The 24988-nt window shown below is 58.5% G+C and carries 17 protein-coding genes; 10 read left to right on the forward strand and 7 right to left on the reverse strand.

The genetic code is table 11. The annotated features are described in order from the left end of the window. Positions 1-4 precede the first annotated feature (4 nt). A complete protein-coding gene (gene leuA, locus E3W21_RS01180) occupies positions 5-1684 on the reverse strand; it encodes a 2-isopropylmalate synthase (protein ID WP_129438174.1) in 1680 nt (559 codons plus the stop codon). A gap of 398 nt (positions 1685-2082) precedes the next feature. Here leuA and E3W21_RS01185 point away from each other — a divergent pair, with 398 nt between their 5' ends. After that, entirely contained in the window at positions 2083-2439 is a 357-nt protein-coding gene (locus E3W21_RS01185; RefSeq protein WP_129438172.1) for a hypothetical protein, read from the forward strand. Between the two features lie 136 nt (positions 2440-2575). Here the strand turns inward: E3W21_RS01185 and E3W21_RS01190 are convergent, their stop codons facing one another. Beyond that, positions 2576-3397: a peptidoglycan DD-metalloendopeptidase family protein gene (locus E3W21_RS01190; protein WP_134417313.1), complete on the reverse strand. Its 822-nt coding sequence runs from the start codon at positions 3395-3397 to the stop codon at positions 2576-2578. Positions 3398-3400: 3 nt separating this feature from the next. Beyond that, positions 3401-4780 (reverse strand): exodeoxyribonuclease VII large subunit, encoded by a 1380-nt coding sequence (xseA, locus tag E3W21_RS01195; protein WP_033061484.1) that lies wholly within the window; start codon positions 4778-4780, stop codon positions 3401-3403. Between the two features lie 147 nt (positions 4781-4927). Between xseA and E3W21_RS01200 the strand changes: the two genes are divergently transcribed. From E3W21_RS01200 to guaA, 4 genes are all read left to right on the forward strand, one after another. Beyond that, positions 4928-5695 carry a sulfite exporter TauE/SafE family protein gene (locus tag E3W21_RS01200; RefSeq protein WP_134417315.1) on the forward strand — a complete coding sequence of 256 codons (768 nt, stop codon included), beginning with the start codon at positions 4928-4930 and terminating at the stop codon, positions 5693-5695. A 162-nt stretch (positions 5696-5857) separates the two neighbouring features. After that, complete coding sequence (locus E3W21_RS01205; RefSeq protein WP_129438159.1) at positions 5858-6406, forward strand: sugar ABC transporter ATPase; 549 nt, start codon at positions 5858-5860, stop codon at positions 6404-6406. 225 nt (positions 6407-6631) lie between these two features. Then, positions 6632-8101 carry an IMP dehydrogenase gene (gene guaB, locus E3W21_RS01210; protein ID WP_123368331.1) on the forward strand — a complete coding sequence of 490 codons (1470 nt, stop codon included), beginning with the start codon at positions 6632-6634 and terminating at the stop codon, positions 8099-8101. A gap of 93 nt (positions 8102-8194) precedes the next feature. Next, positions 8195-9772 (forward strand): glutamine-hydrolyzing GMP synthase, encoded by a 1578-nt coding sequence (gene guaA / locus E3W21_RS01215; protein ID WP_134417317.1) that lies wholly within the window; start codon positions 8195-8197, stop codon positions 9770-9772. Positions 9773-9851: 79 nt separating this feature from the next. On the opposite strand, the gene E3W21_RS01220 is transcribed toward guaA, so the two are convergent. From E3W21_RS01220 to treR, 3 genes are all read right to left on the reverse strand, one after another. Next, entirely contained in the window at positions 9852-12929 is a 3078-nt protein-coding gene (locus E3W21_RS01220; protein WP_134417319.1) for a membrane-targeted effector domain-containing toxin, read from the reverse strand. Between the two features lie 108 nt (positions 12930-13037). Next, the gene (locus E3W21_RS01225) at positions 13038-16124 is read right to left on the reverse strand and encodes a membrane-targeted effector domain-containing toxin (protein ID WP_134417321.1); all 3087 of its coding nucleotides are present in this window, start codon (positions 16122-16124) and stop codon (positions 13038-13040) included. A 133-nt stretch (positions 16125-16257) separates the two neighbouring features. Then, positions 16258-16962, reverse strand: a complete 705-nt coding sequence (treR, locus tag E3W21_RS01230) for a trehalose operon repressor (RefSeq protein WP_134417323.1) — start codon at positions 16960-16962, stop codon at positions 16258-16260. Between the two features lie 237 nt (positions 16963-17199). Here treR and treP point away from each other — a divergent pair, with 237 nt between their 5' ends. The 5 genes from treP to E3W21_RS01255 all read left to right on the forward strand — a co-directional run bounded on the left by treP (position 17200) and on the right by E3W21_RS01255 (position 24623). Further along, a complete protein-coding gene (gene treP, locus E3W21_RS01235; protein ID WP_129438150.1) occupies positions 17200-18642 on the forward strand; it encodes a PTS system trehalose-specific EIIBC component in 1443 nt (480 codons plus the stop codon). Between the two features lie 114 nt (positions 18643-18756). Then, positions 18757-20403 carry an alpha,alpha-phosphotrehalase gene (gene treC, locus E3W21_RS01240; protein ID WP_129438148.1) on the forward strand — a complete coding sequence of 549 codons (1647 nt, stop codon included), beginning with the start codon at positions 18757-18759 and terminating at the stop codon, positions 20401-20403. Between the two features lie 106 nt (positions 20404-20509). Continuing rightward, complete coding sequence (locus E3W21_RS01245; RefSeq protein ID WP_129438146.1) at positions 20510-21733, forward strand: carbohydrate porin; 1224 nt, start codon at positions 20510-20512, stop codon at positions 21731-21733. Positions 21734-21795: 62 nt separating this feature from the next. After that, positions 21796-24330, forward strand: a complete 2535-nt coding sequence (gene ptsP / locus E3W21_RS01250) for a phosphoenolpyruvate--protein phosphotransferase (protein ID WP_134417325.1) — start codon at positions 21796-21798, stop codon at positions 24328-24330. Between the two features lie 2 nt (positions 24331-24332). Beyond that, a complete protein-coding gene (locus E3W21_RS01255; protein WP_134417327.1) occupies positions 24333-24623 on the forward strand; it encodes a PTS transporter subunit EIIB in 291 nt (96 codons plus the stop codon). A gap of 78 nt (positions 24624-24701) precedes the next feature. Here E3W21_RS01255 and E3W21_RS01260 read toward each other — a convergent pair. Continuing rightward, positions 24702-24988 (reverse strand): hypothetical protein (locus E3W21_RS01260; protein ID WP_134417976.1); only part of this gene is annotated, 287 nt, incomplete at its 5' end.

A 24988-nucleotide genomic window follows, 5' to 3' on the forward strand; every position in this document is an offset into this window, starting at 1 on the left:
GACTTTACGCCGCTTTCGCTTCCGGCTGGCTCAGCGAGCGGTTAAGCGCGCTGAACAGGGCCTTGAAGCTGGCGGTGGTGATGTTTTCATCGATACCAACGCCGTGCACCGCACGTTCACCATTCACACGCAGCTCGATGTAGGCCGCAGCCTTGGCATTGGTGCCCGAACCGATGGCGTGTTCGTTGTAGTCCATGATCTCAACCGGAATCGGCAGACCGGCCACCAGCGCTTCCAGGGCGCCGTTGCCCTTGCCACGCCAGTGCAGGTTGGTTTCGCCCTGACCTTTACCAGAGACTTCCACTTCGACGGCGCTGTGACCGTTTTCTTCCTGCAGGCGATGGCTGACCAGCGCGTACGGGGTGTTGGCCTGCAAGTACTCGCTGTGCAGCAGCGCGTGGATCTGCTGAGCCGTCATCTCGAGGCCCAGGCGATCGGTTTCACGCTGCACAACCTGGCTGAACTCGATCTGCATGCGACGCGGCAAGCTGATGCCGTATTCCTGTTCCAGCAGGTAAGCGATACCGCCCTTGCCCGACTGGCTGTTGACGCGGATCACCGCCTCGTAGCTGCGGCCGATGTCGGCCGGGTCGATCGGCAAGTACGGCACTTCCCACAGAGTGTCCGGTTTCTGCTGGGCGAAGCCCTTGCGGATCGCGTCCTGGTGGGAGCCGGAGAACGCGGTGTGAACCAGGTCGCCGACGTACGGGTGGCGTGGGTGCACCTGGATCTGGTTGCATTCTTCGACGACTTTGCGCACGCCGTCGATGTCGGAGAAATCCAGCTCAGGGTGAATGCCCTGGGTGTAGAGGTTCAGCGCCACAGTCACGAGGTCGACGTTACCGGTGCGTTCGCCGTTGCCGAACAGGCAGCCTTCGACACGGTCGGCGCCGGCCATCAGGCCCAGCTCGGTGGCGGCAACACCCGTGCCACGGTCGTTGTGGGTGTGCAGGCTGATGATCACGCTGTCACGACGGTTGATGTGACGGCCGAACCATTCGATCTGGTCGGCATAGATGTTCGGGGTCGCGCATTCGACGGTGGCTGGCAGGTTGAGAATCACCTTGTGCTCAGGCGTCGGGTTCCAGACTTCGATGACTGCGTCGCAGACTTCTTTGGCGAACTCGAGCTCGGTGGCGCTGAAGGTTTCTGGCGAGTATTCGAAGGTCCACTCGGTGTTTGGCTGCTGGGCGGCATATTTGACGAACAGCTTGGCCGCGTTCACGGCGATGGCCTTGACCCCTTCCTTGTCCTGATTGAAGACAATGCGACGGAAGGAAGGGGAGGTGGCGTTGTACAGGTGAACGATGGCTTTTTTCGCCCCGCGCAGGGATTCGAAGGTGCGCTCGATCAAATCTTCACGGCCCTGGGTCAGCACCTGAATGGTGGTGTCGTCCGGGATGTGGTTGCCTTCGATCAGGGTGCGCACGAAGTCGAAGTCGGTTTGCGAAGCCGCCGGGAACGACGCTTCGATTTCTTTAACGCCGACCGACACCAGGGTTTTCCAGAAACGCAGCTTCTTGACCGCGTCCATTGGCTCGATCAGCGACTGGTTCCCGTCACGAAGGTCGGAGCTGCACCAGATCGGCGCGGCGGTAATGGTCTTCGACGGCCAAGTGCGGTCCGGGATGTCGATGGTCGGGAACGCGCGGTATTTCGAAGACGGGTCTTTGAGCATGCTCATCGGGAAATCCTTATTGTGTGGGCCGAAAAAAGGCGGCCTGCCGGTGGATCAAATGTTCTGGGGATTAAGCGTAGGACGAGGCATCGCGATTCAGCCTGGCAGTCGTGCACTGACAAGGCACAGGCTGCGGTGCTGGCGAAGCTGAATGAGGGTGTGAGAGGTTTTCATGCCTTCAACCCTAACCGCGAGGGTGAAGGATGGCAAGCGGTCGAAAAAAATTGAGAGGAATCCTCGAAAAGTCGTGGTTATCGAGATTTTATTGCGGTGAAGAGTGGTGATTGTTTTTATGTTTGCGCGAGGTTTGAGCGATGCGCAATTGAAGGCTTTCGGTGATGGGGCGTGTCAGCGCGGCTATTCTTAAAGCCTCACCAAGGACTACTGGCAGGCAGGAGTCGGCAATGAACGAGTCGGATTGGAAGCTTTATAGTGCGCTGCGTCCGTTGGCCCATGAGCGGCTATGCATCCGGATCATGGAGGAGGTCGAGCGCATAGTGCTGGATAAAAGCCTGGTGGCTTATGAGCGGATTGAAGCCAGTGAAGAAAGGCTGAAGGCCGGTCAACAGGAACTGTATTGGGCGTTCGGCGTGTTCAGGCACTCACGCAATGAGGCGCCTGCTCACTTGCTGGGGCTGTGTACTCATGAGTTGGTCAGCGCTGAAGAGTTGGCGGGCTTCTCGGCGGAAACTCAGACCTGGATCAAAGAGTGCCTGGCGCACAGGGAAATCCATGGGATTGAGGACCTTGAGGCGGAATAAGCGGCGCCAATGAGACCGCCTTCGCGAGCAAGCCCGCTCCCACATTTGATCGGCGTGAACACATATTCTGTGCACGCTGAAAATCTAATGTGGGAGCGGGCTTGCTCGCGAAGGGGCCATCAGCCTCAACAACTATTTATGGCTGAAACGCCCCAATGAAAATCGCCGGATCCACCCGCGCATCATTCAGGCTGATGTTCCAATGCATATGCGGCCCGGTCGCGCGCCCGGTGGAACCGACTTTCCCGACCACTCCACCACGGGCCAATTGCTGGCCAACCTTCACGTCAATTTTCGACATGTGGCAGAACATGCTGATAAACCCCTGCCCATGGTCGACAAACACCGTGTTGCCGTTAAAAAAGTAGTTACCGATCAGGATCACCTTACCGGCTGCCGGGGTCTTGATCGGCGTACCGGCAGGCACGGCGAAATCCAGGCCGGCGTGAGGATTACGCTCTTCGCCATTGAAGAAGCGGCGCACGCCGAACTTGCTCGATAGCGGGCCGTTGACCGGTTTGTCCAGCAGCAGGTTGCTCGGGGTGTTCGGGCTGAAGCTGCGGTAAGCCTGGATCTGTTCGGCCAACTCACCCTCGATGCGCTTGAGATTCTCCGGGTTCGGATTGACCTGCTGCGTGTTCTTCAACGTGATGTGCTGTTCCGGGTATTTCTTGTTACCTACGTTGAAGTTCAGAGTGCGACCACCACTGCTGACCTGCTGCGTGCCCGGTTTAACCGTCAGCGGCACACCTACAATCGCCAGCCAGTTGTTCTGTTCCTTGACCACCAATACGGGTTTGCCTAGATAACTGGCCTTCGGCGCCTGCGAAGAGACACCCAGATCCACCACGGCCACGCCGCCCGGCACCGGTTTGTTCAACAGGCGGGTGATGTAACTGTCGGCGTGGGCATTGAAGGTCAGGCACAGCAACAGCAGCGGAGCTAAAAAACGCGGCATGGATCAATCCAGTAAAGAAAGGGTGACAGGCGTCAGGTGATTGTCTTCGACCCGCACTTGCAGTTCGCCTTCGCCAAGTCTGGCTTTCAGGCGCTGACCGTTGTGGGTTTGCGCGGCGTTGCGGATCGCGTTGCCGCGTTCGTCCAGCAAAATGCTGTAGCCACGGCCAAGGGTCGCCAAAGGGCTGACCACATGCAGCGTCTGCATCTGGCTTTGCAGTTGCAGGCGACGGGATTTGAGCCCTTCGCGCATGGCACGGGGCAGACGTTCGGCAAGGCTGTCGAGGCGCTGACGGAGCATCGCCAGTTGCCGTCCCGGATGTTGCCCGGCGAGGCGGGTTTCCAGGCGGATCAACCGTTCGCGACGGGTATTGAGGCTGCGCTCGAACGCGCGGCGCATGCGCATGTCCAGATCATCCAGGCGTTGCGCTTGCTGGCGCAGACGTTCGCCGGGATGGCGTAGGCGGCGGGACATGCCTTCCAGGCGCAGACGGTCACGCATCAAGCGGTCGCGGATACGCATCACCAGACGTCGATGCAGGCTTTCGACCCGACGGACCAGGTCACTGGAATCCGGCGCGAGCAGTTCGGCAGCGGCGGAAGGCGTCGGGGCACGGACGTCGGCCACGAAGTCGCTGATCGATACGTCGGTTTCATGGCCGACGGCGCTGACAATCGGCGTCACGCAGGCATCCACGGCGCGGGCTACGGCTTCTTCGTTGAAGCACCAGAGGTCTTCCAGCGAGCCGCCGCCACGGGCCAGGATCAACGCGTCGAAACCACGGGCGTCCGCCAGTTTCAATGCGCGGACAATCTGCGCAGTGGCTTCGCGGCCCTGCACGGCAGTGGGGATCAGCGTCAGTTGGATCTGCGGTGCACGGCGGCGGAATACGCTGATGATGTCGCGAATCACCGCGCCGGTGGGCGAGCTGATGATGCCGATGCGTTGTGGATGCGCTGGCAGCGGCACTTTGCGTTCGGCGCTGAACAGGCCTTCGGCGCTGAGTTTTTCCTTCAACGCATCGAACGCCAGACGCAGCGCACCGTCACCGGCCGGCTCCACGGTATCGAGGATCAACTGATAGTCGCCGCGGCCCTCGAACAGCGAAACCTTGCCGCGGACCTTCACCGCCAAGCCATCCTTCAATGCCTGACGAACCCGCGCCGCGTTCTGCCGGAACAGTGCGCAACGCACCTGGGCACCGCTGTCCTTGAGGGTGAAATACACGTGACCGGACGCCGGGCGGGCGAGGTTGGAGATTTCGCCTTCGACCCAGATGTTGCTGAACACGTCTTCGAGCAACACCCGCGCGCGGCCGTTGAGCTGGCTGACAGTCAGGACTTCACGGTCCAGGCCGAGTCTTGCAAAGGGATCTTTAATCATGGGGCGCATGATAAAGGCAATGCGTTCCGCCTGACACCCCGCACACTTGTAGGAGCTGCCGAAGGCTGCGATCTTTTGACCTTGATTTTTAAGATCAAAAGATCGCAGCCTGCGGGAGCTCCTACGGTAATCAGGGAAGACGTGCAGATGAGCGTGCTTGAGTTGTTGAACCAATGGCCATTCGGCGCTACTGACTGGCTGGTAATCGCGTTGGGCATTGCCCTGGCCTACATCGTGTTCGGTATTGCCGGTTTCGGCACCGCGTTGGTGGCGGGGCCGATTCTGATTCTGTTCATGCCGCTGTCGAAGATCGTGCCGCTGTTGGTGCTGCTGGATTTCGTCGCGGCGTTCGGCAATCTGCTGCCTTCGCGACGGGATGTGGCGAAGCCCGAGTTGCTGCGGCTGCTGCCGTGCATGGCGGTGGGCTGCACGCTAGGGGTTATTTTTCTACTGAATCTGAAATCCGATGTGTTGTTGCTGTTGATGGGGCTGTTTATCAGCACCTACGCGATTTACAGCTTGTGGGTCAAAACCCGTCCGACGCAATTGTCCGCCGCTTGGGCCGTGCCGATGGGCACCGTGGGCGGGATGTTCGGGGCATTGTTTGGCAGTGGTGGCTTTTTATATGCGATCTATTTGAACAGTCGCCTGCCCAAAGAGGCAGCCCGGGCGACCCAGAGTGCGCTGATCAGTTGCAGCACGGTGGTGCGCTTGAGCCTGTTTGCTGTCGCGGGTGTGTATGCCGAGCTACCCTTGTTGGTATTGGCGCTGTGTTTATTGCCGGCCATGGCATTGGGGCTGTGGATCGGCCGGCGGTTGACCATGAGATTATCCCGCGAGGCGTTTGTGCGGCTGGTGACCTGGTTGGTGCTGGCCAGCGGAATTGCCTTGATCGGACGTTATTTGAGTGCTTGACCTGAGTGTGTCAGGGATTAAGCTGCCGGCCGCAAACCCTGTGGGAGCGAGCTTGCTCGCGATAGCGAACTGGCAGTCGATATCATCGTTGACTGAAAGATTGCCATCGCGAGCAAGCTCGCTCCCACAAGGGTGATCACTCAGGATTTGCAGGGCTGTGCCATGAATTCGCAAAGCATTATTGTCCCGAAAATCTCCACACTGCCGGTGCACGAACCCCGGGCCCGGGCGGTCGTGCGTTGGCTGGTGCGCAAGAACATCGTCAAAGAAGAACTGACCACCTGTGGCCGCACTGGCAACCGCATGGCGCATGCCATCGGCGACGGTGCCCGCGCTGTCGTGCTGCATCCTGAAGCGCTGCCGTTCGGCGAACCGATCAATGGCCTGGAAATCATCACCAAGCGCTGCATCTATACGCCGGCCAAGGGTTTCCTTGAAGAGGCGGGTTGCGCCGAGTGCCGCAAGGAAGTCGGCGAAGCGCTGTTCGACAGCCTGGAAGACTGGATGCCGGGGCGCACCGATAACTTCACTTGTCCGGAGTGCGGGCATGAAGATGACATCAACGGCTTTCTTTTCCTGCAGGATTGCGGCTTTTCCAACCTGGGCTTTATCTTCAACAACTGGGCCGAGGCCGGGTTCAAACAGAGCTTTATCGACGAATTTGCCGATTGGCTCGATCAGCCTGTCAGTTGGGTCAAGGTCGAACTGTGAATGCGATACCCGTGTAGGAGCTGCCGAAGGCTGCGATCTTTTGATCTTGAAATTTTTAGCCGCGCCGAAAATCAAGATCAAAAGATCGCAGCCTTCGGCAGCTCCTACGCGGCAATAACCCCCGTATATCAGTAATGCTAATAATAGACAGAGTTTTACATTGAACCCGAAGGGGTGTCTGACTATAATGGCGCGCTTCCATTTTCCCGCTCGGGAGCCCCCGCGATGCTGCGTATCAGCCAAGAAGCTCTGACATTCGACGACATTCTCCTAGTGCCCGGTTATTCCGAGGTGCTTCCTAACGAAGTCAGTCTCAAGACCCGCCTAACCCGTGGCATCGAGCTGAATATTCCTCTGGTTTCTGCCGCCATGGACACCGTTACTGAAGCCCGTCTGGCAATTGCCATGGCTCAGGAAGGTGGCATCGGCATTATCCACAAGAACATGACCATCGAGCAGCAAGCTGCCGAAGTGCGCAAGGTCAAGCGTTATGAGGCCGGCGTGGTCAAGGACCCGATCACCATCGAGGCTGACGCCACGGTTCGTGAACTGTTCGAACTGACCCGCATGCACAACATCTCCGGCGTTCCGGTTTTGCACGATGGCGACCTGGTCGGCATCGTCACTTCCCGTGACGTGCGTTTCGAAAACCGTCTGGACGCCACCGTACGTGAAGTGATGACGCCTAAAGAGCGCCTGGTCACGGTCAAGGAAGGCGCCGACAAGAACGACGTCCGCGAGTTGTTGCACAAAAACCGCATCGAACGCGTGCTGATCGTCGACGACAAATTTGCCCTCAAAGGCATGATGACCGTCAACGACATCGAAAAAGCCAAGGCTTACCCGCTGGCCAGCAAGGACGACCAAGGTCGTCTGCGTGTTGGCGCTGCTGTCGGTACCGGTAAAGACACCGGTGATCGCGTAGCTGCTCTGGTCAATGCCGGCGTTGACGTGGTGGTGGTCGATACCGCTCACGGTCACTCCAAAGGTGTGATCGACCGCGTTCGCTGGGTCAAACAGAATTTCCCTGAAGTGCAGGTCATCGGCGGCAACATCGCCACCGGCGCTGCCGCCAAGGCTTTGGCCGAAGCGGGCGCCGACGCCGTCAAGGTCGGTATCGGCCCGGGCTCGATCTGCACCACCCGTATCGTCGCCGGTGTCGGCGTCCCGCAAATCAGCGCCATCGCCAACGTCGCCGCTGCCCTTGAAGGCACTGGCGTTCCGTTGATCGCCGACGGCGGCATCCGTTTCTCCGGTGACTTGTCCAAGGCCATCGTTGCCGGTGCTTCCTGCGTGATGATGGGCTCGATGTTCGCTGGTACTGAAGAAGCACCCGGCGAGATCGAACTGTTCCAGGGTCGTTCGTACAAGGCTTACCGTGGCATGGGTTCGCTGGGCGCCATGTCCCAGGCTCAAGGCTCCTCCGACCGCTACTTCCAGGACTCCTCGGCAGGCGCCGAGAAACTGGTTCCGGAAGGGATCGAAGGGCGTGTTCCTTACAAGGGCACCCTGAGCGCCATCATCCATCAACTGATGGGCGGCCTGCGTTCCTCGATGGGTTACACCGGCAGTGCCGACATCGAAGAAATGCGCACCAAGCCTGAGTTCGTGCGGATCACCGGCGCTGGCATGGCCGAATCCCACGTTCACGACGTACAGATCACCAAAGAAGCGCCAAACTACCGCGTAGGTTGAGCCTTCCAGCAAAAAGTTAAGTAACCGGGGCTGTTTTCAGCCCCGAGTTGTTTCTGATTCTCTTCACCGAACTGCATAGACGAGACTGACCACATGGCCCTCGACATTCACGCTCACCGCATCCTGATCCTCGACTTCGGTTCCCAGTACACCCAGCTGATCGCCCGCCGCGTGCGTGAAATCGGCGTGTACTGCGAACTGCATCCGTTCGATATGGATGAAGACGCGATTCGCGAATTCGCTCCAAAAGGCGTCATTCTCGCCGGCGGCCCCGAGTCCGTACACGAAGCCAACAGCCCTCGCTGCCCGCAAGCCGTATTCGACCTGGGCGTACCGGTCTTCGGTATCTGCTACGGCATGCAGACCATGGCTGAACAGCTGGGTGGCAAGGTCGAAGGTTCCGAGCTGCGTGAGTTCGGTTACGCCCGTGTCGACGTGGTCGGCAAAAGCCGCCTGCTCGACGGCATCGAAGACCATATCGACGCCGACGGCCTGTTCGGCCTCGACGTCTGGATGAGCCACGGTGACAAGGTCACCAAGATGCCTCAGGAATTCCACATCCTGGCCAGTACCCCAAGCTGCCCGATCGCTGGCATGTTCGACGATTCTCGTGGCTACTACGGCGTGCAGTTCCACCCGGAAGTGACCCACACCAAGCAGGGCGGTCGCATCCTGTCGCGCTTTATCCTCGACATCTGCGGCTGCGAAGCCTTGTGGACGCCTTCGAAGATTGCTGAAGACGCCATCGCCAACATTCGCGCCCAGGTCGGCACTGACAACGTACTGCTCGGCCTGTCCGGCGGTGTGGATTCCTCGGTGGTTGCCGCGCTGCTGCACAAAGCCATCGGCGACCAGCTGACCTGCGTCTTCGTCGACAACGGCCTGCTGCGTCTGCACGAAGGCGAGCAAGTGATGGCCATGTTCGCCGAGAACATGGGCGTCAAGGTGATCCGCGCCAACGCCGAAGACCAGTTCCTGAACAACCTAGCTGGCGAAAGCGATCCAGAGAAGAAGCGCAAGATCATCGGCCGGACCTTCATCGACGTATTCGATGCCCAGTCCAACAAGCTGGACAACATCAAGTACCTCGCCCAAGGCACCATCTACCCGGACGTGATCGAGTCGGCTGGCGCCAAAAGCGGCAAGGCTCACGTGATCAAGTCGCACCACAACGTGGGCGGCCTGCCGGAAGAAATGAACCTCAAGCTGGTTGAACCCCTGCGCGAGCTATTCAAGGACGAAGTCCGTCGTCTGGGCCTGGAACTCGGCCTGCCGTACGACATGGTCTACCGTCACCCGTTCCCGGGTCCGGGCCTGGGCGTGCGGATTCTCGGTGAAGTGAAGAAGGAATACGCCGACCTGCTGCGTCGCGCCGACCACATCTTCATCGAAGAACTGCGTAAAGCGGACTGGTACCACAAAGTCAGCCAGGCATTCGTGGTGTTCCAGCCGGTGAAATCGGTTGGAGTGGTCGGCGATGGCCGTCGTTACGCCTGGGTAGTTGCCCTGCGTGCCGTGGAAACCATCGACTTCATGACCGCTCGTTGGGCGCACCTGCCTTACGAACTGCTGGAAACCGTCAGCGGCCGGATCATCAACGAAATCGAAGGCATCTCCCGCGTCACTTACGACGTGTCGAGCAAGCCGCCAGCGACCATTGAGTGGGAATAATCCCGCGCTAGCCTTGATGGCTTGATCGCAGGTAACTGAAAAGGCCGTGTGAACACTGTTCACACGGCCTTTTTGCATTTTAGACGCCGGGCAGTCGGACGGGGGTCATGCCCATTCTGTGCAGTGCTGAACTCAAGGCGTCAAGGGTTTGAAAGCGTCGGCCGTTGATCTGCCAGGCATCCCGTTCGATGTAGTACCCATTTGCATCATGCTTGATGGGCGTTCGAACGAGTTTGCCACGGGTGATGATGCCGTTGTTGGTGATGACTCTGTTGGTGAGGGTTCTGCTGCGGTGAACCAGAAAGGGTTCACCGGTACTGGTGCTGAGGGTGTAAGTGCCCGGCCTGGGCAGGCCATCCTCCAGCCTTTGCGCCAGGACCACGCTTTTCGGCGTCGGGATTTGCAGTAACAAGTCATTTTTGGCAAAACGGGCCGCGTACCCCGGGCCGGGCCCGTCGGCCACCCCCGGGTCGACCTTGATACTGCCGAGCTCATCCGGGCTCACGCTTTCAATACGCAGCCCGATGCTGCCTTCAAGTTCGCTGACACCCTCCACGCCGGCATAGGTATTGGCGTGGCTGTTCCCGACCAACGCCACCCAGCGATGCGCGCCTCTGGCTGTCTGGTCGGCGCCGATGACTTGTCGGGCGAAAAAGTTCATCATTTTTTGCCGAAAATCAATACTTGCCGGTGCAATACCGGTGCTGCGGTAACTGGCCAGGCAGTCGATGGCCTGAACGCGTATGTTATTTTTTTGTGCTGTCCTGACCACCTGCTCAAAGGTGAATTGTTCGCTGGGGTCAGTCGAAAAACCTGCGTCAAGGTCCTTGAGGTAGCTTTCCAGATCCTCGGACATCACTCCAGTGCGATTGAACACATCCAGGTCAGCCTGATGGAAATCGGTCAGCAGATGCTCCATGTACAGGGTTTTGACTTTTTGTTTGCGCAGCACGCTCATATTCTCGATCAGAAACTGTTTGCTGCCCACGCTGGAGTGACTTTCACCGATGACCAGGCTCTGTGACCGCTTGAAAAGAGTCTTGATGATGTCCTTGGTCTTTGCATTCGCGATGAACGATGGAATGGTCGGTCTGGGTCGTAGCGGCGGTTGCGAGTAGAAGGTCACGGCGTCGTCGTGCAGCGTTCGGCGCAGTCTCTTGAAGGCTTCCAGCTCATTGTTCGGATTGTTGAGTTTGATAAAACCGTCCTTCAAATCCCCCTTCGCGGCCATACCCTTGGCCGCCTGTTCGAGGGCTGGCTTGATGTCCTGCGGAACATCGTATGCAGTCGCCGGGGCATCGAAGTCCGGGAGTGACGGCTCGGCCCTGGCAAATAGATCGGAAAACTTGCCACCTCCCGCCAGGCCGGGACGCGTGAGGGCCGTCCATTCACCCAGTTCATTCAGGCGCACCGGTATGTTGCGAAAAAAAGAGTAGGGATTGACTGGGTCGACGATTGTCCAGGACTGCAGTTCATTGCTGTAACGCACCTGAAAAAAACGGTCGTCGATAGCAATGTAGTTACCGCCGGTTGCGGGTTGATAAATGCCCTGAAATTTACCTTCATCACTCACCGGGAAGTCGCCGTCGAGAACCTCATTGGTTTCAAAGGGCGCCAGTATGTCCATATCGGAGGGGCCGGTAGCATCGGCGTCGACGGAGAGGGAGGGCATCGTGGGTGTTTCTACTTCTGTCTTGGACGCTTCCCCGGAGGCAAGCGCCTCTTCTGTCTCGGCGGCCTCTGCAATCTCGGCGGCCTCTGCCAGTTCAGCTGCGCCACGCAGAAATGGCAAATTAAACAGCACATCCACACTGCCAAAAATGGCAGCTTTGACAGCCGCCTTGCGTTCCATTGGAGTAGTGCCGTTGATGGCCTGGTCGATGTGAAGCCCTACATTGGCGATGCCAGCGCCGATGACGACAAGCGCTGCCGGCCATGCAAGGGCGGCCATCGGCCCGAAGGTGTGGTTGAAGGCATTGAGATAGCCTATCCACAGCTTTTTCCTGATCTCGCCATTGGTGTGCAGCAGGAAGTCGGCGTCGCTGCGCATGCGCTCATGGGTCGATTGGTTCAGGTGGGTGAACGCATCACCGGAAATCTTTTCGCCTCGGTAGTGCAACAGATGATAGTCGGCGACGTTATGTTCGCTGGGCAAATCGTCATACGCATGGGTGAGTCCGACATTATCAATTGGCGTTTCTTCAAACGCGTGGATGATCAGGCCGATGCCGCTAAAGTTGGCGAGCTTATGTCCCAGTGAGGTTGGCCTTTCCTGAAGAATGTCGCGCTCCTCCTGTTTGAAGTGCATCAGCATGCGTTCGCGGCCTTCAGCGTCCTTGACCTCATCGACCAGCCATTGGTGCAACTCCTCGACATTGTTAAAGCAGTAAAATCCTCTGGGTTGGCCCGGAATGTAAAGAATGTTCAGGTCACTGTCGTCGGTGATGCTCAGGATATCTGTCGACTCGAAGTGGTCAATGCAAAACTTGCGAGTGGATAAACCGTGCCCCGTGGGAACTTCGTCCATCAGCATTTGGCGGGTGAACGGTCGGTTCACATTTCCGACGACAGCCCTGAGCACGATAGTGAAGTGTTCGCGTGTCAGGTGTCCCTTCTCGTAGTCGTCGATGGCCTTGGCGATGAAGGTGCACTTGGCCAGTGCGCGGAAGTTGGCGCTGTGTTTTTCCCAGAACGCCGTGACAGCCGTCTTGTAACGGTCGCTGAAGTTGATGTCCCAGAAGGCTTTCAGCGCATCCTTGGCGTGCAGGCGAATTTCGTTGGTTTCGTCGTAGTTTTCGGCATTGCCATCGGCGCGATAGAAGCCGCTGTCGGCGTCCAGAAGGTCAGCGTTATCCTGGTCGTGCACACTGAAACGCTGTATGACCAGTTGCGGGAAGGTCATCGACTCCCTGGGTTTTTCAAACACGTGTTGCCAACCGGTAAAGGTCTTCGAACTGCTTTGCGCGGCGCGGAATCGGTGCCAGTAGACCTTGTCGGGCTCGATGTCGGTGATGTTGTGCTGGAGCAGAATATCTTTGGCGACCTGATACGCCATGGCGTACATATCGGGACAATCGGTAATCAGATCGGGAATCAGGGCCTCGAGCGCCAAGGCATCGGCGGCGTCGGGCAGGAATGTGTCTTGAGTATCGTCCATGATGTTTTCCTTGAATTGAGTGAGTGCAATTGCTGCTACAAAACGGGTCAAGTGGGAATACGCGTTGCCAGCCTCAGGCCTGAGTCGTTAAGGGAGCGGGACAGCGCGTCAATGCTGGGGAAAGGCACGCCGTTTTGCGGCCAGGAGGGCCGGTGTATTACATAGTTGCCATTGACTAATCGCTGGACGGGCGTACGGGTGATCTGTTTTTCTCTGTTTTTCTCTGTTTTGGTGGAGCAGGGTGTAGTCGCCAGCGTTCTTTTTGAACAGGTACTTGCCGGGTAAATTGAGAAGTTTTTCCGTTTGCCGCTCGGTTCTGATTACCGGTGGCGCTTCAATTTGTAGGCGAAGGTCTGCATAAAACATCTCGGAAATACCGCGCATTGTTTCGTGCTGGAGGATGGGGCCACGATCGATCTCGATCTCGATGCCGGGATCCAGGGTAATGCCCAGGCTTTGGCCAGGATCGACCTCTTCTATTCGCAAGCCGATCCCCCCCCGCAGCTCACTGATGCCTGCCATCCCCCGGAAGGTATTGGTATTTTCCACTCCCGTTAAAACCACCCATTTCCCAGGATGGTTCAACGTGGTATCAGCCTGCATGATCTGGTTCGTCAGGCTGTTGCTCATCATTTGCTCTTCAATCAGCCGGTCGGCGACTGGTTTTTTAAGCGTTACCGAGTTATCGATTGCCTGGACCCGGATATTGTTCTGTTTTGCGCTCTTGATCAGTTCCAGTTCGTTGAAACGTCCGGCAGGGTCCTGGCTGATACTGATCAGGTAGTTTTTCAGATCTTCGGACATGTCCCCCGACTCGAAAAAGCTATTCAGATCCTGCTGGGCAAAATCGTTGAGCAAGCCTCGCATGTAAATCGTGTTCACCCCCCGTTGAGCGAACTCGTGCATGTTTTCAATCATGAAGCGCAGGCTGGTGATGCGGTCCAGGGTTTCACCCACGACCAACCCTTGGGTCACCTCGAACACTCGCTTAATCAGTTCGGCAATGCTCATGGGCTCGTCGACGGTAAATAACATTGGCCGAGGTGGCAGTTCGCTCCACTTCAACTCATTGAAGAACCGACCGGCGTTGCGCTTCAGATCTGCCAGTTTGCGGCTGAAGTAAGGTGCGTAAGAATCTTCTACTGTGAGTATTTTGTTGATGCGCATCACGCGCACATGAGTGCGTTGCAGATTCAAAGCCCATCCTCTGAGCTCTCGCTTGAATTGAGGATCCGCATCGTATGGCGTTTCCAGGGTGCGAAGGCGCGCCGGTGCGCGGGCTCCTGTCGAGGTACCTGCCTGTGGTTGAGGCGCTGCCCCATCGGAGGTGTTTGCTGTTTGCGCGGAATCGCCGTTGCTCGGTCCGGGTTTCGGTGTCGCTGGTTTGGAGAGGTTTTTACCACCACCCCTCAAACCGCCGCGCAAGATCATTTCCCACTCGTTTTCTTCATTCAGGCGAACTGGAATGTTGCGGTAAAACGAATAGGGATTGGTTGGGTCGATGATTGCCCAGCACTTCAGTTGGTTGTTGTAGCTCACCTGGAAAAAACGATCGTCCATGGCAATGTAATTGCCGCCGCTATCGGGTTGATAGATACCCTTGTACTTACCGTCGTCACTGACCGGGAAATAACCGTCAAGCACCTCATTGGTGTCAAACGGGGCGAGGATCTGGGCATCGGTCGGACCCGCTTCGGCGATCGGCACAGGCAGCCCGGGTGGTGGCGTCAGTTCAGTTTCTGTCTTGGTCGCAAGCGCCTCTTGCGTCTCGGCGGACTCTCCAAGCTCGGCAGCGTCTGCCAGTTCAGCGGCACCCCACAGGAACGGCAAATTGAACAGGGCATCCACACTGCCAAATATTGCAGCGGTGACGGCGGCCTTGCGCTCCATCGGAGTGGGGGCGTTGATGGCCTGGTCGATCTGCAATCCGACATTGGCGATGCCGGCACCGATAACCACCAGCGCCGCCGGCCATGCGAGCGCGGCCATTGGCCCGAAGGTGTGGTTGAAGGCGTTGAGATAGCCAATCCATAGTTTTTTCCTGATCTCGCCGTTGGAGCGCAGGAGGAAATTGGCGTCGCTGAGCATGCGCTCGTGGGTGGACTGACTGAGATGGCTGAAGGCATCACCGACGATTTTTTCGCCACGGTAGTGCAGCAAATGATAATCCGCGACGTCATGTTCGCCGGGCAAAACGTCATAGGCATGGGTGAGGCCGACGTTATCAATCGGCGTTTCCTCGAACGCGTGGATGATCAGGCCAATGCCGGTGAAGTTCGCGAGCTTGTGCCCCAGCGAGGTCGGCCGTTCCTGCAAAATGTCGCGCTCTTGCTGTTTGAAGTGCATGAACATGCGTTCACGGCCTTCGGCGTCCTTGACCTCATCGACCAGCCATTGGTGCAACTCCTCGACCTTGTTGAAGCAGTAAAACCCCCTGGGTTCTCCCGGAAGGTAGAGGATGTTCAGGTCGTGCTCGTCGGTAAAGCTGAGGATGTCGGTCGACTCGAATTGATCGATGCAGAATTTGCGGATGGTCAGACCGCTTCCCGGTTGCGCCTCGTCCGTCAGCATTGTTCGAGTCAGTGGCCGGCTAGCGTTGCTGGCGGCGGCTCGCATGACCAGGGTGGGTTGATCACCGGACAAATAGCCGCTCTCATAGCTTTCAATGGCTTTGGCGATGAAAGTGCATTTGGCCATGGCTCGAAAATCGGCACTGTGCTGTTCCCAGAACGTGGCGATGGCAGTCTTGTAGCGGTCGCTGAAGTTTATGTCCCAGAAGGCTTTCAGCGCATCCCTGGCGTGCAGACGGACTTCATTGGTTTCATCGTAGTTTCCGGCATTGCCATCGGCGCAATAGAAGCCGCTGTCAGCATCCAGAAGGTCAGCGTTGTCCTGGTCGTGCACACTGAAACGCTGTATGACCAGTTGCGGGAAGGTCATCGACTCCCTGGGTTTTTCAAATACGTGCTGCCAGCCGGTGAAGGTCTTCGAGCTGCTTTGCGCGGCACGGAATCGGTGCCAGTAGATCTTGTCGGGTTCGATGTCGGTGATGTTGTGCTGGAGCAGAATGTCTTTGGCAACCTGATACGCCATGGCGTACATATCGGGACAATCGGCAATCAGATCGGGGATCAGGGCCGCGAGCGCCAACACATCGGCAGCGTCGGGCAGGGTGATTTCTTGAGTATCGTCCATGATGTTTTCTTGAGAGGTGGTTGGGGCGCTCACTATCTCAAGGGGCATCGGTTCCATCTATAAGGCACGGGGTAGCTGGCGGTGGTCAGTTGCTGACGGAAGACGTAGGAGATCGCGAGTACCAGAGTCAGGCTCAGCGTCGTGCAATGTCAGAAAAGTAAAACTTGTCCAGCGTATGCCGTGATTCGGTGTACTCGAACTGCCGACCATCCTGCAGAAACGTCTGGTTGCTGACCACGATCACATGGCTCTGGCCGTCGAGGTCCAGGTGTTGCTGGTCGTCCTTGCTTCGCGGCACCGCTTCGATGGTGCGCTGGGCGTAGCTGATCTGCAGCTGCAGGGTTTGCTCGATGAAGGCGTAGATCGAGTGCTCGGCGATGTCGCGGGACAGGCCGGGAATCACATCGCTGACGAAATGGTTGATATCCAGGATCACGCGTTTGCCGTCGATCCGCCGTACGCGCTTGATCCGCGTGATCAGGCTGCCTTCTTCGGCCTTGATGTGTTCGAGCAGCGGGCCGTCGAGCGGGACCTGAGCGAACTCGACCACTTCGGTGCTGACGTCGTTGCCCAGGCGCGGGTAGGTCTCCTGGAAACTCACGATGCCGCCCAACTGGAATTCGATCGGGTTGGTCGACAGCACGAACGTGCCTTTGCCGTGGACCTTCTGAGCGAAACCGCGCTCCTGCAATTGCTCGATGGCCTTGCGCACAGTGCCGCGGCTGGCCTGATAGCTGTCCATCAGTTCGGTTTCAGAAGGCAACCGCGCGCCGCGTTCCAGACGTTCGGTCGTGATGCTGGCAAGCAGATCGCTGTAGATCTGGTTGTATTTACTCATGGGGATGGCTCTGTACCGCGCTGTGCTCAAGGTTTCGAACCTTAAGGGCAGGGTAGGGGTTTGTCCATGCGGCGTTAGGTTTCTTTGACTTTTGAGGTAGGAAATGTCGCCGCCGGTCGGGTTCAGGATAAACAAAATCAAACTCGTCTGTACGAGTTGTTGCTTTAACTCGTACAGACGAGTACTTTTCGTTTCGGCGTGCTGCCAATAACAAAAAACTACAGCGCAAGGACAATCATGAGCCACGACTATCCGAATATCGCCAGCGAGCTGCTGCAAAGCCTCGGTGGCAGCGCCAACCTCGAGCAGGCCGCGCACTGCGTCACCCGCCTGCGCCTGGCCCTCAAGGACCCGAGCCTGGTCGACAGCGCCACGTTGAACCAGATCGATCTGGTCAAAGGCTCGTTCTTCACCGGCGGCCTGTTCCAGGTGGTCATCGGCCCCGGTGAAGTCGAAAAGGTTTACGCAGAGCTACGCCGTCAAACCGGTCTTGCGGCTTCAACCATCGCCGACGTTAAACAAAAAAGCGCCGACAAGATCAACGCGATGCAGCGCCTGGTGCGGGTGTTTTCCGACGTCTTCATGCCAATCCTCCCGGCGTTGATCATTGCGGGCCTGCTGATGGGCATCAACAACCTGATCGGCGCCAAGGGCATGTTCATCGAGGGCAAGACCCTGCTGGACGCCTATCCGAAGCTTGACGGGCTCTGGAGCCTGATCAACCTCATGGCCAACACCTCGTTTGTGTTCCTCCCGGCGCTGGTGGGCTGGTCGGCGGCCAAACGGTTTGGCGGCAGCGAAATCCTTGGCATCGTGCTCGGCCTGATGCTTGTCCACCCCGACCTGCTCAATGCCTGGAACTACGGCAAAGCGGTGGCCGGGCTGGACGGGCAGAGCCTGCCGTACTTCGACATCCTGGGGTTGTTCCAGATCGAGAAGGTCGGTTACCAAGGGCAGATCCTGCCGATCCTGATGGCGGCTTATGTGATGAGCGTCATCGAGAAATGGCTGCGGGCGCGGGTGCCAAACGCGGTGCAATTGCTGGTGGTGCCGATCACTACCATCGTTGTGACCGGCGTGCTGGCGCTGGCGGTGATCGGCCCGGTGACCCGTCATCTGGGGATTCTCATCACCGAAGGCGTGGTCATGCTGTTCGACCTGGCGCCGATGGTCGGCGGGGCGATTTTCGGTTTGCTCTACGCGCCGCTGGTGATCACCGGCATGCACCACATGTTTCTCGCGGTCGACTTGCAGCTGATCTCCACCCAGGGCGGCACCTTCATCTGGCCGATGATCGTCATGTCTAACCTTGCCCAGGGCAGCGCGGCACTGGCGGTGTTCTACATGACCCGCAACGTGCGGGATAAAAGCATGGCCTCGACCTCGGCGATTTCCGCTTATTTCGGCATCACCGAACCGGCCATGTTCGGGGTCAACCTGCGCTACAAATTTCCGTTCTACGCAGCCCTGATCGGTTCGGCCCTGGGCTGCATTTTCCTGTCGCTGAACAAGGTCCAGGCCTCGGCAATCGGCGTCGGCGGCTTGCCCGGTTTTATCTCGATCATTCCGCAGTTCATTCCGATGTTCGTGATCGGGATGGTGATTGCCATGGTCGTGCCGTTTGTTCTGACCTGTGGGTTGAGCATGAAGATTGTTCGGCCTGGCTATCGGGTCGCCTGATAGATCGCTATCGCGAGCAAGCTCGCACACATTGGAATGCGATCAACTGTGGGAGCGAGCTTGCTCGCGATGAGGCCCTCAAGGCCCGTACAAAACTTATTGAAGGAATCCGCCATGCAAGACTGGCAACGTTCGGTGATCTACCAGATCTACCCGAAGAGTTTTCACAGCCACGCCGGCAACCCCACGGGTGATTTGCTTGGCGTTGTCGCCAAGCTCGATTACCTGCACTGGCTGGGTGTCGATTGCCTGTGGATCACGCCGTTCCTGCGCTCGCCCCAGCGCGACAACGGCTACGACATCAGCGACTACTACGCCATCGACCCGAGCTACGGGACCATGGCCGATTGCGAGTTGCTGATCGCCGAAGCCGGCAAGCGCGGGATCAAGTTGATGCTCGATATCGTGGTCAACCACACCTCCATCGAGAACACCTGGTTCCAGCAAGCCCGCAGCAGCCTCGACAACCCGTACCGGGATTTCTATATCTGGCGCGACCAGCCGAACAACTGGGAATCCAAGTTCGGCGGTTCGGCCTGGGAGTATGAAGCCCAGACCGGTCAGTATTACCTGCACCTGTTCGATCACACTCAGGCCGACCTGAACTGGGATAACCCAAAGGTGCGTGCCGAAGTCTTCAAGATGATGTGTTTCTGGCGCGACAAGGGAGTAGGCGGGTTCCGTCTGGACGTCATCAACCTGATCTCCAAACCGGCGGACTTCCCCGAGGACAACACCGACGGTCGACGTTTCTACACCGATGGCCCGAACGTGCATGAGTACTTGCAGCAAATGCACCGCGAAGTCTTCGAAGGCCATGACCTGATTAACGTCGGCGAGATGTCCTCCACCAGCCTGGAACACTGCATCCGCTACTCGCGACCGGACTCGAAAGAGCTGTCGATGACCTTCAACTTCCATCACCTGAAGGTCGATTACCCGAACCTGCAGAAGTGGATTCGTGCCGACTTCGACTTCCTCGAACTCAAGCGCATTCTCTCCGACTGGCAAACCGGCATGCAGGCCGGCGGTGGCTGGAATGCGCTGTTCTGGTGTAACCATGACCAGCCACGGGTGGTCTCGCGGTTTGGCCATGACGGCGAGTATCGGGTGCTCTCGGCGAAGATGCTCGGCACAGCGCTGCATTTCCTCCAGGGCACGCCGTTCGTGTACCAGGGCGAGGAACTGGGCATGACCAATCCGGGCTTCGATCACATTGATCAGTACCGCGATGTCGAGACGCTGAACATCTTCCGGCTCAAGCGCGAGGCGGGTGCGAGCGATGCCGACAACATGGCGGCGATCATGCAGAAGTCCCGGGACAACGGCCGTACGCCGATGCACTGGAACGCCGAGCCCAACGCGGGTTTCAGCGCTGTCGAGCCGTGGATCGGGGTGCCGGCGAACGCCGAGCAGATCAACGTTGCCGCTCAGCTCGATGATCCGGATTCGGTGCTGCATCACTACCGTCAGTTGATCGCCTTGCGTCGCACTGAGGCGCTGATGTCCGATGGTATCTACCGGCAACTGTTGCCCGAGCACACGCAAATCTGGGCGTACGTGCGTGAGGGTAGGGGTGAACGGTTGCTGGTGCTGAACAACTTCTACGGCACGCCATGCGAAGTCGACCTTCCGGAGGAAGTGATCAGCGAAACCATGGCCCAACGTCTGGTCATCAGTAATTACCCGGACAGTCCGGTGCGAAATAGTCAGGTCCTCCTACGGCCTTATGAGTCGTTCGTGCTGCATATGACCGACTGATCGACCGCAAAAAAACACCGACTCAAAAAAATACGCAGAACGCTGCGCGGGGGAGTTTTGCGCGCCGATTTTGCCGCTGCACACAATAAAAATAATGGGGTAGCTCTTGAAAACAACAATAAATCGCAGCCTTGTAGTGGCGGGCGTGTGCCTGGCTTTGCCTCTTTCGGCCCAGGCGCTGGAGTTCGCCGGTTACTTGCGTAGCGGCGTCGGCACCTCGGTCAATAGCGATAAACAGCAGTGCTTCCAGCTGCCGGGCGCGCAGACCAAATACCGCTTGGGCAACGAATGTGAGCAGTACGCCGAACTGGAATTGCGCCAGGATCTTTACACCCTGGATGACGGTTCGGTGCTGAGCGTCGACGGCATGGCGTCGTTGTACAACCAGTACGACAAGGACCTGACGTTCAACGGTGACAACGGCTCGGTGCGCCTGCCGCAGGCGTACGCGCAATGGTCGAACATGCCCAGCCTCAACGGCGGTTCGCTGTGGGCCGGCCGGCGTTATTACAAACGGAACGATATTCACATTTCCGACTTCTACTACTGGAACCAGAGCGCCACCGGCGGCGGTATCGAGGACGTGCTGATCGGCGATCTGAAATACAGCTACGCCTTCTCGCGCAAGGACAACCTGTACCAGAAGGACTACATCAACCGTCACGACTTCAACGTCGCCGGTTTCAACACCAATCCTGGCGGTGAGTTGGAGTTCGGGCTGAGTTACATCGACAAACCCGACAGCCGCGACGCTCACCGTGGCTGGGCGATCACCACCCAGCATGTGCAGAAAGGCTTTTTGGGCGGCAAGAACAAACTGGCTTTCCAGTACGGCGAAGGTCCCGGCACCGGGTTGGGTTATACCGGTAACGTGAAGCTGGACGACAGCAACAAAAGTTACCGGGTGGTGGAATTCTTCGACTGGCAAGTGACGCCGCGATTTGGCGGGCAAGTCGAGGCGGTTTACCAGAAAGACATTCGCCAGGACGGCAGTGATCAGAACTGGATTTCCCTGGGCGTTCGCCCGACCTATGCGATCACCGAGCAGTTCAAACTGGTGACCGAACTGGGTCACGACCAGGTCGAAGCCCCGGGCGGCACGCGCAAGCTGAGCAAGTTCACCTTCGCTCCGACCTGGTCGCCCAAAGGTCCGGAATTCTGGGCACGCCCCGAGGTGCGTTTGTATTACACCTATGCGAGCTGGAACGAGGCGGCCAAACGGGCGGCCAATGAACTGGCGAAGGGGTCGGCGTTGTCCGACACCGGCGCCTTCGGCACGGCGCGACACGGTTCGAATGTCGGATTGCAGGTCGAGTACTGGTGGAAATAAGCGATGCTGTCGGAGCCTCGCGCTCCATCGGCACTTCAAAGAACAAAACAGCAGGTGACGTCATGGCCACACCCCAACAATTGCAATTGCACGCGCCCCTGTCCGGCGTATTGATGCCACTGGACCTCGTGCCCGATCCGGTGTTTTCCAGCCGCGTGATAGGCGATGGCCTGTGCATCGATCCGACTTCAACGACGTTGTGCGCGCCGCTGGCAGGGGTTGTCAGCAATGTGCAGGCCAGCGGGCATGCAGTCAGCATCACCGACGAAAACGGCGTGCAGGTGTTGATGCACATTGGCCTCGACACGGTGAACCTGGCGGGAAAGGGTTTCACGCGGTTGGTGGAGGAGGGCGAGCAGGTTGACGTCGGGCAGTCGCTGATCGAGTTCGATGCCGATTTTGTTGCATTGAATGCCCGCAGCCTGCTGACGTTGATGCTGGTGGTCAGCGGCGAGCCCTTCACTTGGCTGACGCCGGAAACGGGTTTGGTAGACAGTGGCCAGCCGCTACTGAGTTTGCAGCCCATCGAGCAGGCAACGGATGAGCCAGTGCCGGAACAGGGCGAAGCACTGTTTTCCAAACCAGTGACACTGGCCAATCCGAACGGTTTACACGCTCGACCGGCAGCGGTGTTCGCCCAGGCGGCGAAAGGTTTTTCGGCGAGCATTTACCTGCATAAACAGCAGGAAAGTGCGGACGCGAAATCCCTGGTGGCGATCATGGCGTTGCAGACGGGGCACGGTGATGTTGTGCAAGTCAGCGCGGCCGGTCCGGATGCTGAAGCGGCGATCAAGACGCTGGCCGAACTGCTGGTGAGTGGATGCGGTGAAACGGTGGCGACCTCGGCGCAGGTTGAGGCGAAGGCGATTGAGGCCTCATCGCTGACGGTGTTGCGTGGGGTGTGCGCATCGGCAGGATCGGCGTTTGGCCAAGTGGTGCAGATAGCCGAACAACCCCTGGAAGTGAATGAACTCGGCGCCACACCGCTGGTTGAGCGTGATCATCTGTCCCGCGGCTTGGCCGAGGCGTTGGTGGCCCTGCAACAGTTGCGTGATAACTCCATTGGCAGCGCGCAGGCAGACATCTTCAAGGCTCACCAGGAACTGCTCGAAGACCCGGGTTTGTTGGAAGTGGCTCACGTGCTGATCGACGAAGGCAAAAGCGCCGGATTTGCTTGGCGCGCGGCCACCGAGTCGGCGGCAACCTTGTTCAAAAGCCTGGGCAATGCCTTGCTGGCGGAGCGGGCGGCGGACCTGGCCGATGTCGGCCAGCGAGTGCTCAAGCTGATCCTTGGCGTACAGGATCAGGCGATGGAGCTGCCTGAAGGGGCGATCCTGATCGCCGAACAACTGACGCCGTCACAGACCGCCGGGCTCGATACCCGCAAGGTACTGGGTTTCGCCACGGTCGGTGGCGGCGCTACCAGCCACGTCGCGATCCTCGCGCGTGCGTCCGGTTTGCCGGCGATCTGCGGGTTGCCCGTTCAGGTGCTGGGGCTGGCCAATGGCACTCAAGTGTTGCTCGACGCCGACAAGGGCGAGCTGCATCTGGACCCGGATCTGGCGGCCATCGAGCAACTGCAAGCCAATCGCCAGCGCCAGCAGAAGCGCCATCAACATGAGTTGGCGCACGCTGCGCTGGCGGCTTGTACCCGCGATGGACACCACGTTGAAGTGACGGCCAACATCGCCTCGCTGGCTGAAGCGGAGCAGGCCATGGCACTGGGAGGCGAGGGCGTCGGATTGCTGCGTTCGGAGTTTCTTTATCTGGATCGCAATCATGCGCCGAGCCATGACGAACAGGCATCCACCTACAGCGCCATCGCCCGCGCCCTGGGGCCGGCGCGCAATCTGGTGGTGCGCACACTGGATGTCGGCGGCGACAAACCGTTGGCCTACGTGCCGATGGACAGCGAAACCAACCCGTTCCTCGGTATGCGCGGAATTCGTTTGTGTCTGGAGCGCCCGCAGCTGTTGCGCGATCAGTTCAAAGCGATCCTGAGCAGCGCCGGGCTGGCCCGTCTTCACATCATGTTGCCCATGGTCGCGCAGCTGTCGGAGTTGCGACGGGCCCGGCAGCTGCTTGAGGAAGAGGCGCTGGCATTGGGCCTCACAGAATTGCCGAAGCTGGGGATCATGATCGAAGTGCCGGCAGCGGCCCTGATGGCCGACCTGTTTGCGCCTGAAGTGGATTTCTTCTCGATCGGCACCAACGACCTGACCCAATACACCCTGGCCATGGACCGCGATCACCCGCGCCTGGCCAGTCAGGCCGACAGCTTTCATCCGTCGGTGCTGCGTTTGATTGCCAGCACCGTGAAGGCCGCCCACGCCCATGGCAAATGGGTCGGTGTGTGTGGCGCCATGGCTTCGGAAACGCTGGCGGTGCCGTTGTTGCTGGGACTTGGGGTGGATGAACTGTCGGTGAGCGTGCCGCTGATTCCGGCGATCAAAGCGGCGGTTCGCGAAGTGGATCTGGGGGACTGCCAGGCCATCGCCCAACAGGTGCTGGGCCTGGAAAGCGCTGAGCAAGTGCGTGAGGCGTTGCGGCTGTATCACGAGGCAACGGTCGATACTTCACTGGTACTGGAGAACTGAGCATGTTCGAGAAAATGCAGCGGGCGTTCTGGAAAGCGTTGACCCCGGACCTGATCGTGGATGAGCCGAAAGTGGTTGCTCAGCCTGTTTCTGGTCTGGCCCCGGATATCGTCGCCGCACTGGGCGGAGTGGATAACCTCAAGTCGCAGCAGCCGGTGGCACTGACCCGTGTTCGGGTGGAGTTGCGGGATGTGGGGCGGATGGATCGGCAGGCATTAAATGTGGCAGGTGTACCGGGAGTCATGAGGCTGGATGACGGGGTGGTGCATCTGATCACTGGTCTCCAGGCATAAACACAACCCTGTGGGAGCGAGCTTGCTCGCGATGCTTTTGGCGTTCCCGAAAATGCCATCGCGAGCAAGCGTCCGGCACTACTCCGAAGGCCGAGCCTTCAATCGTCGCCCTAACACATCCAGCACATCACACCCATCCCGTAACGGAATGGCACAGAGCAAAGCAAAATCACTAAGAATGAAGGGCTGACACTCGATCGAACCGCGCATGGACAAGTTCTCCATCACTTGGGTGACGGCGCGAATTCGGTAGCTGGCAGCGTCATACAAAACATCCAGCGGCGCTTGAGTGTCGACGAACAGGGTTGGCATGTCGTCGCAATTGCTGGTGAGCGCCATGAAGCGGTTTTGGGGATGGGGGGGGG

This window comes from Pseudomonas sp. F01002, from assembly GCF_004402115.1.
In the GTDB taxonomy this organism is placed as follows: domain Bacteria; phylum Pseudomonadota; class Gammaproteobacteria; order Pseudomonadales; family Pseudomonadaceae; genus Aquipseudomonas; species Aquipseudomonas frigoris.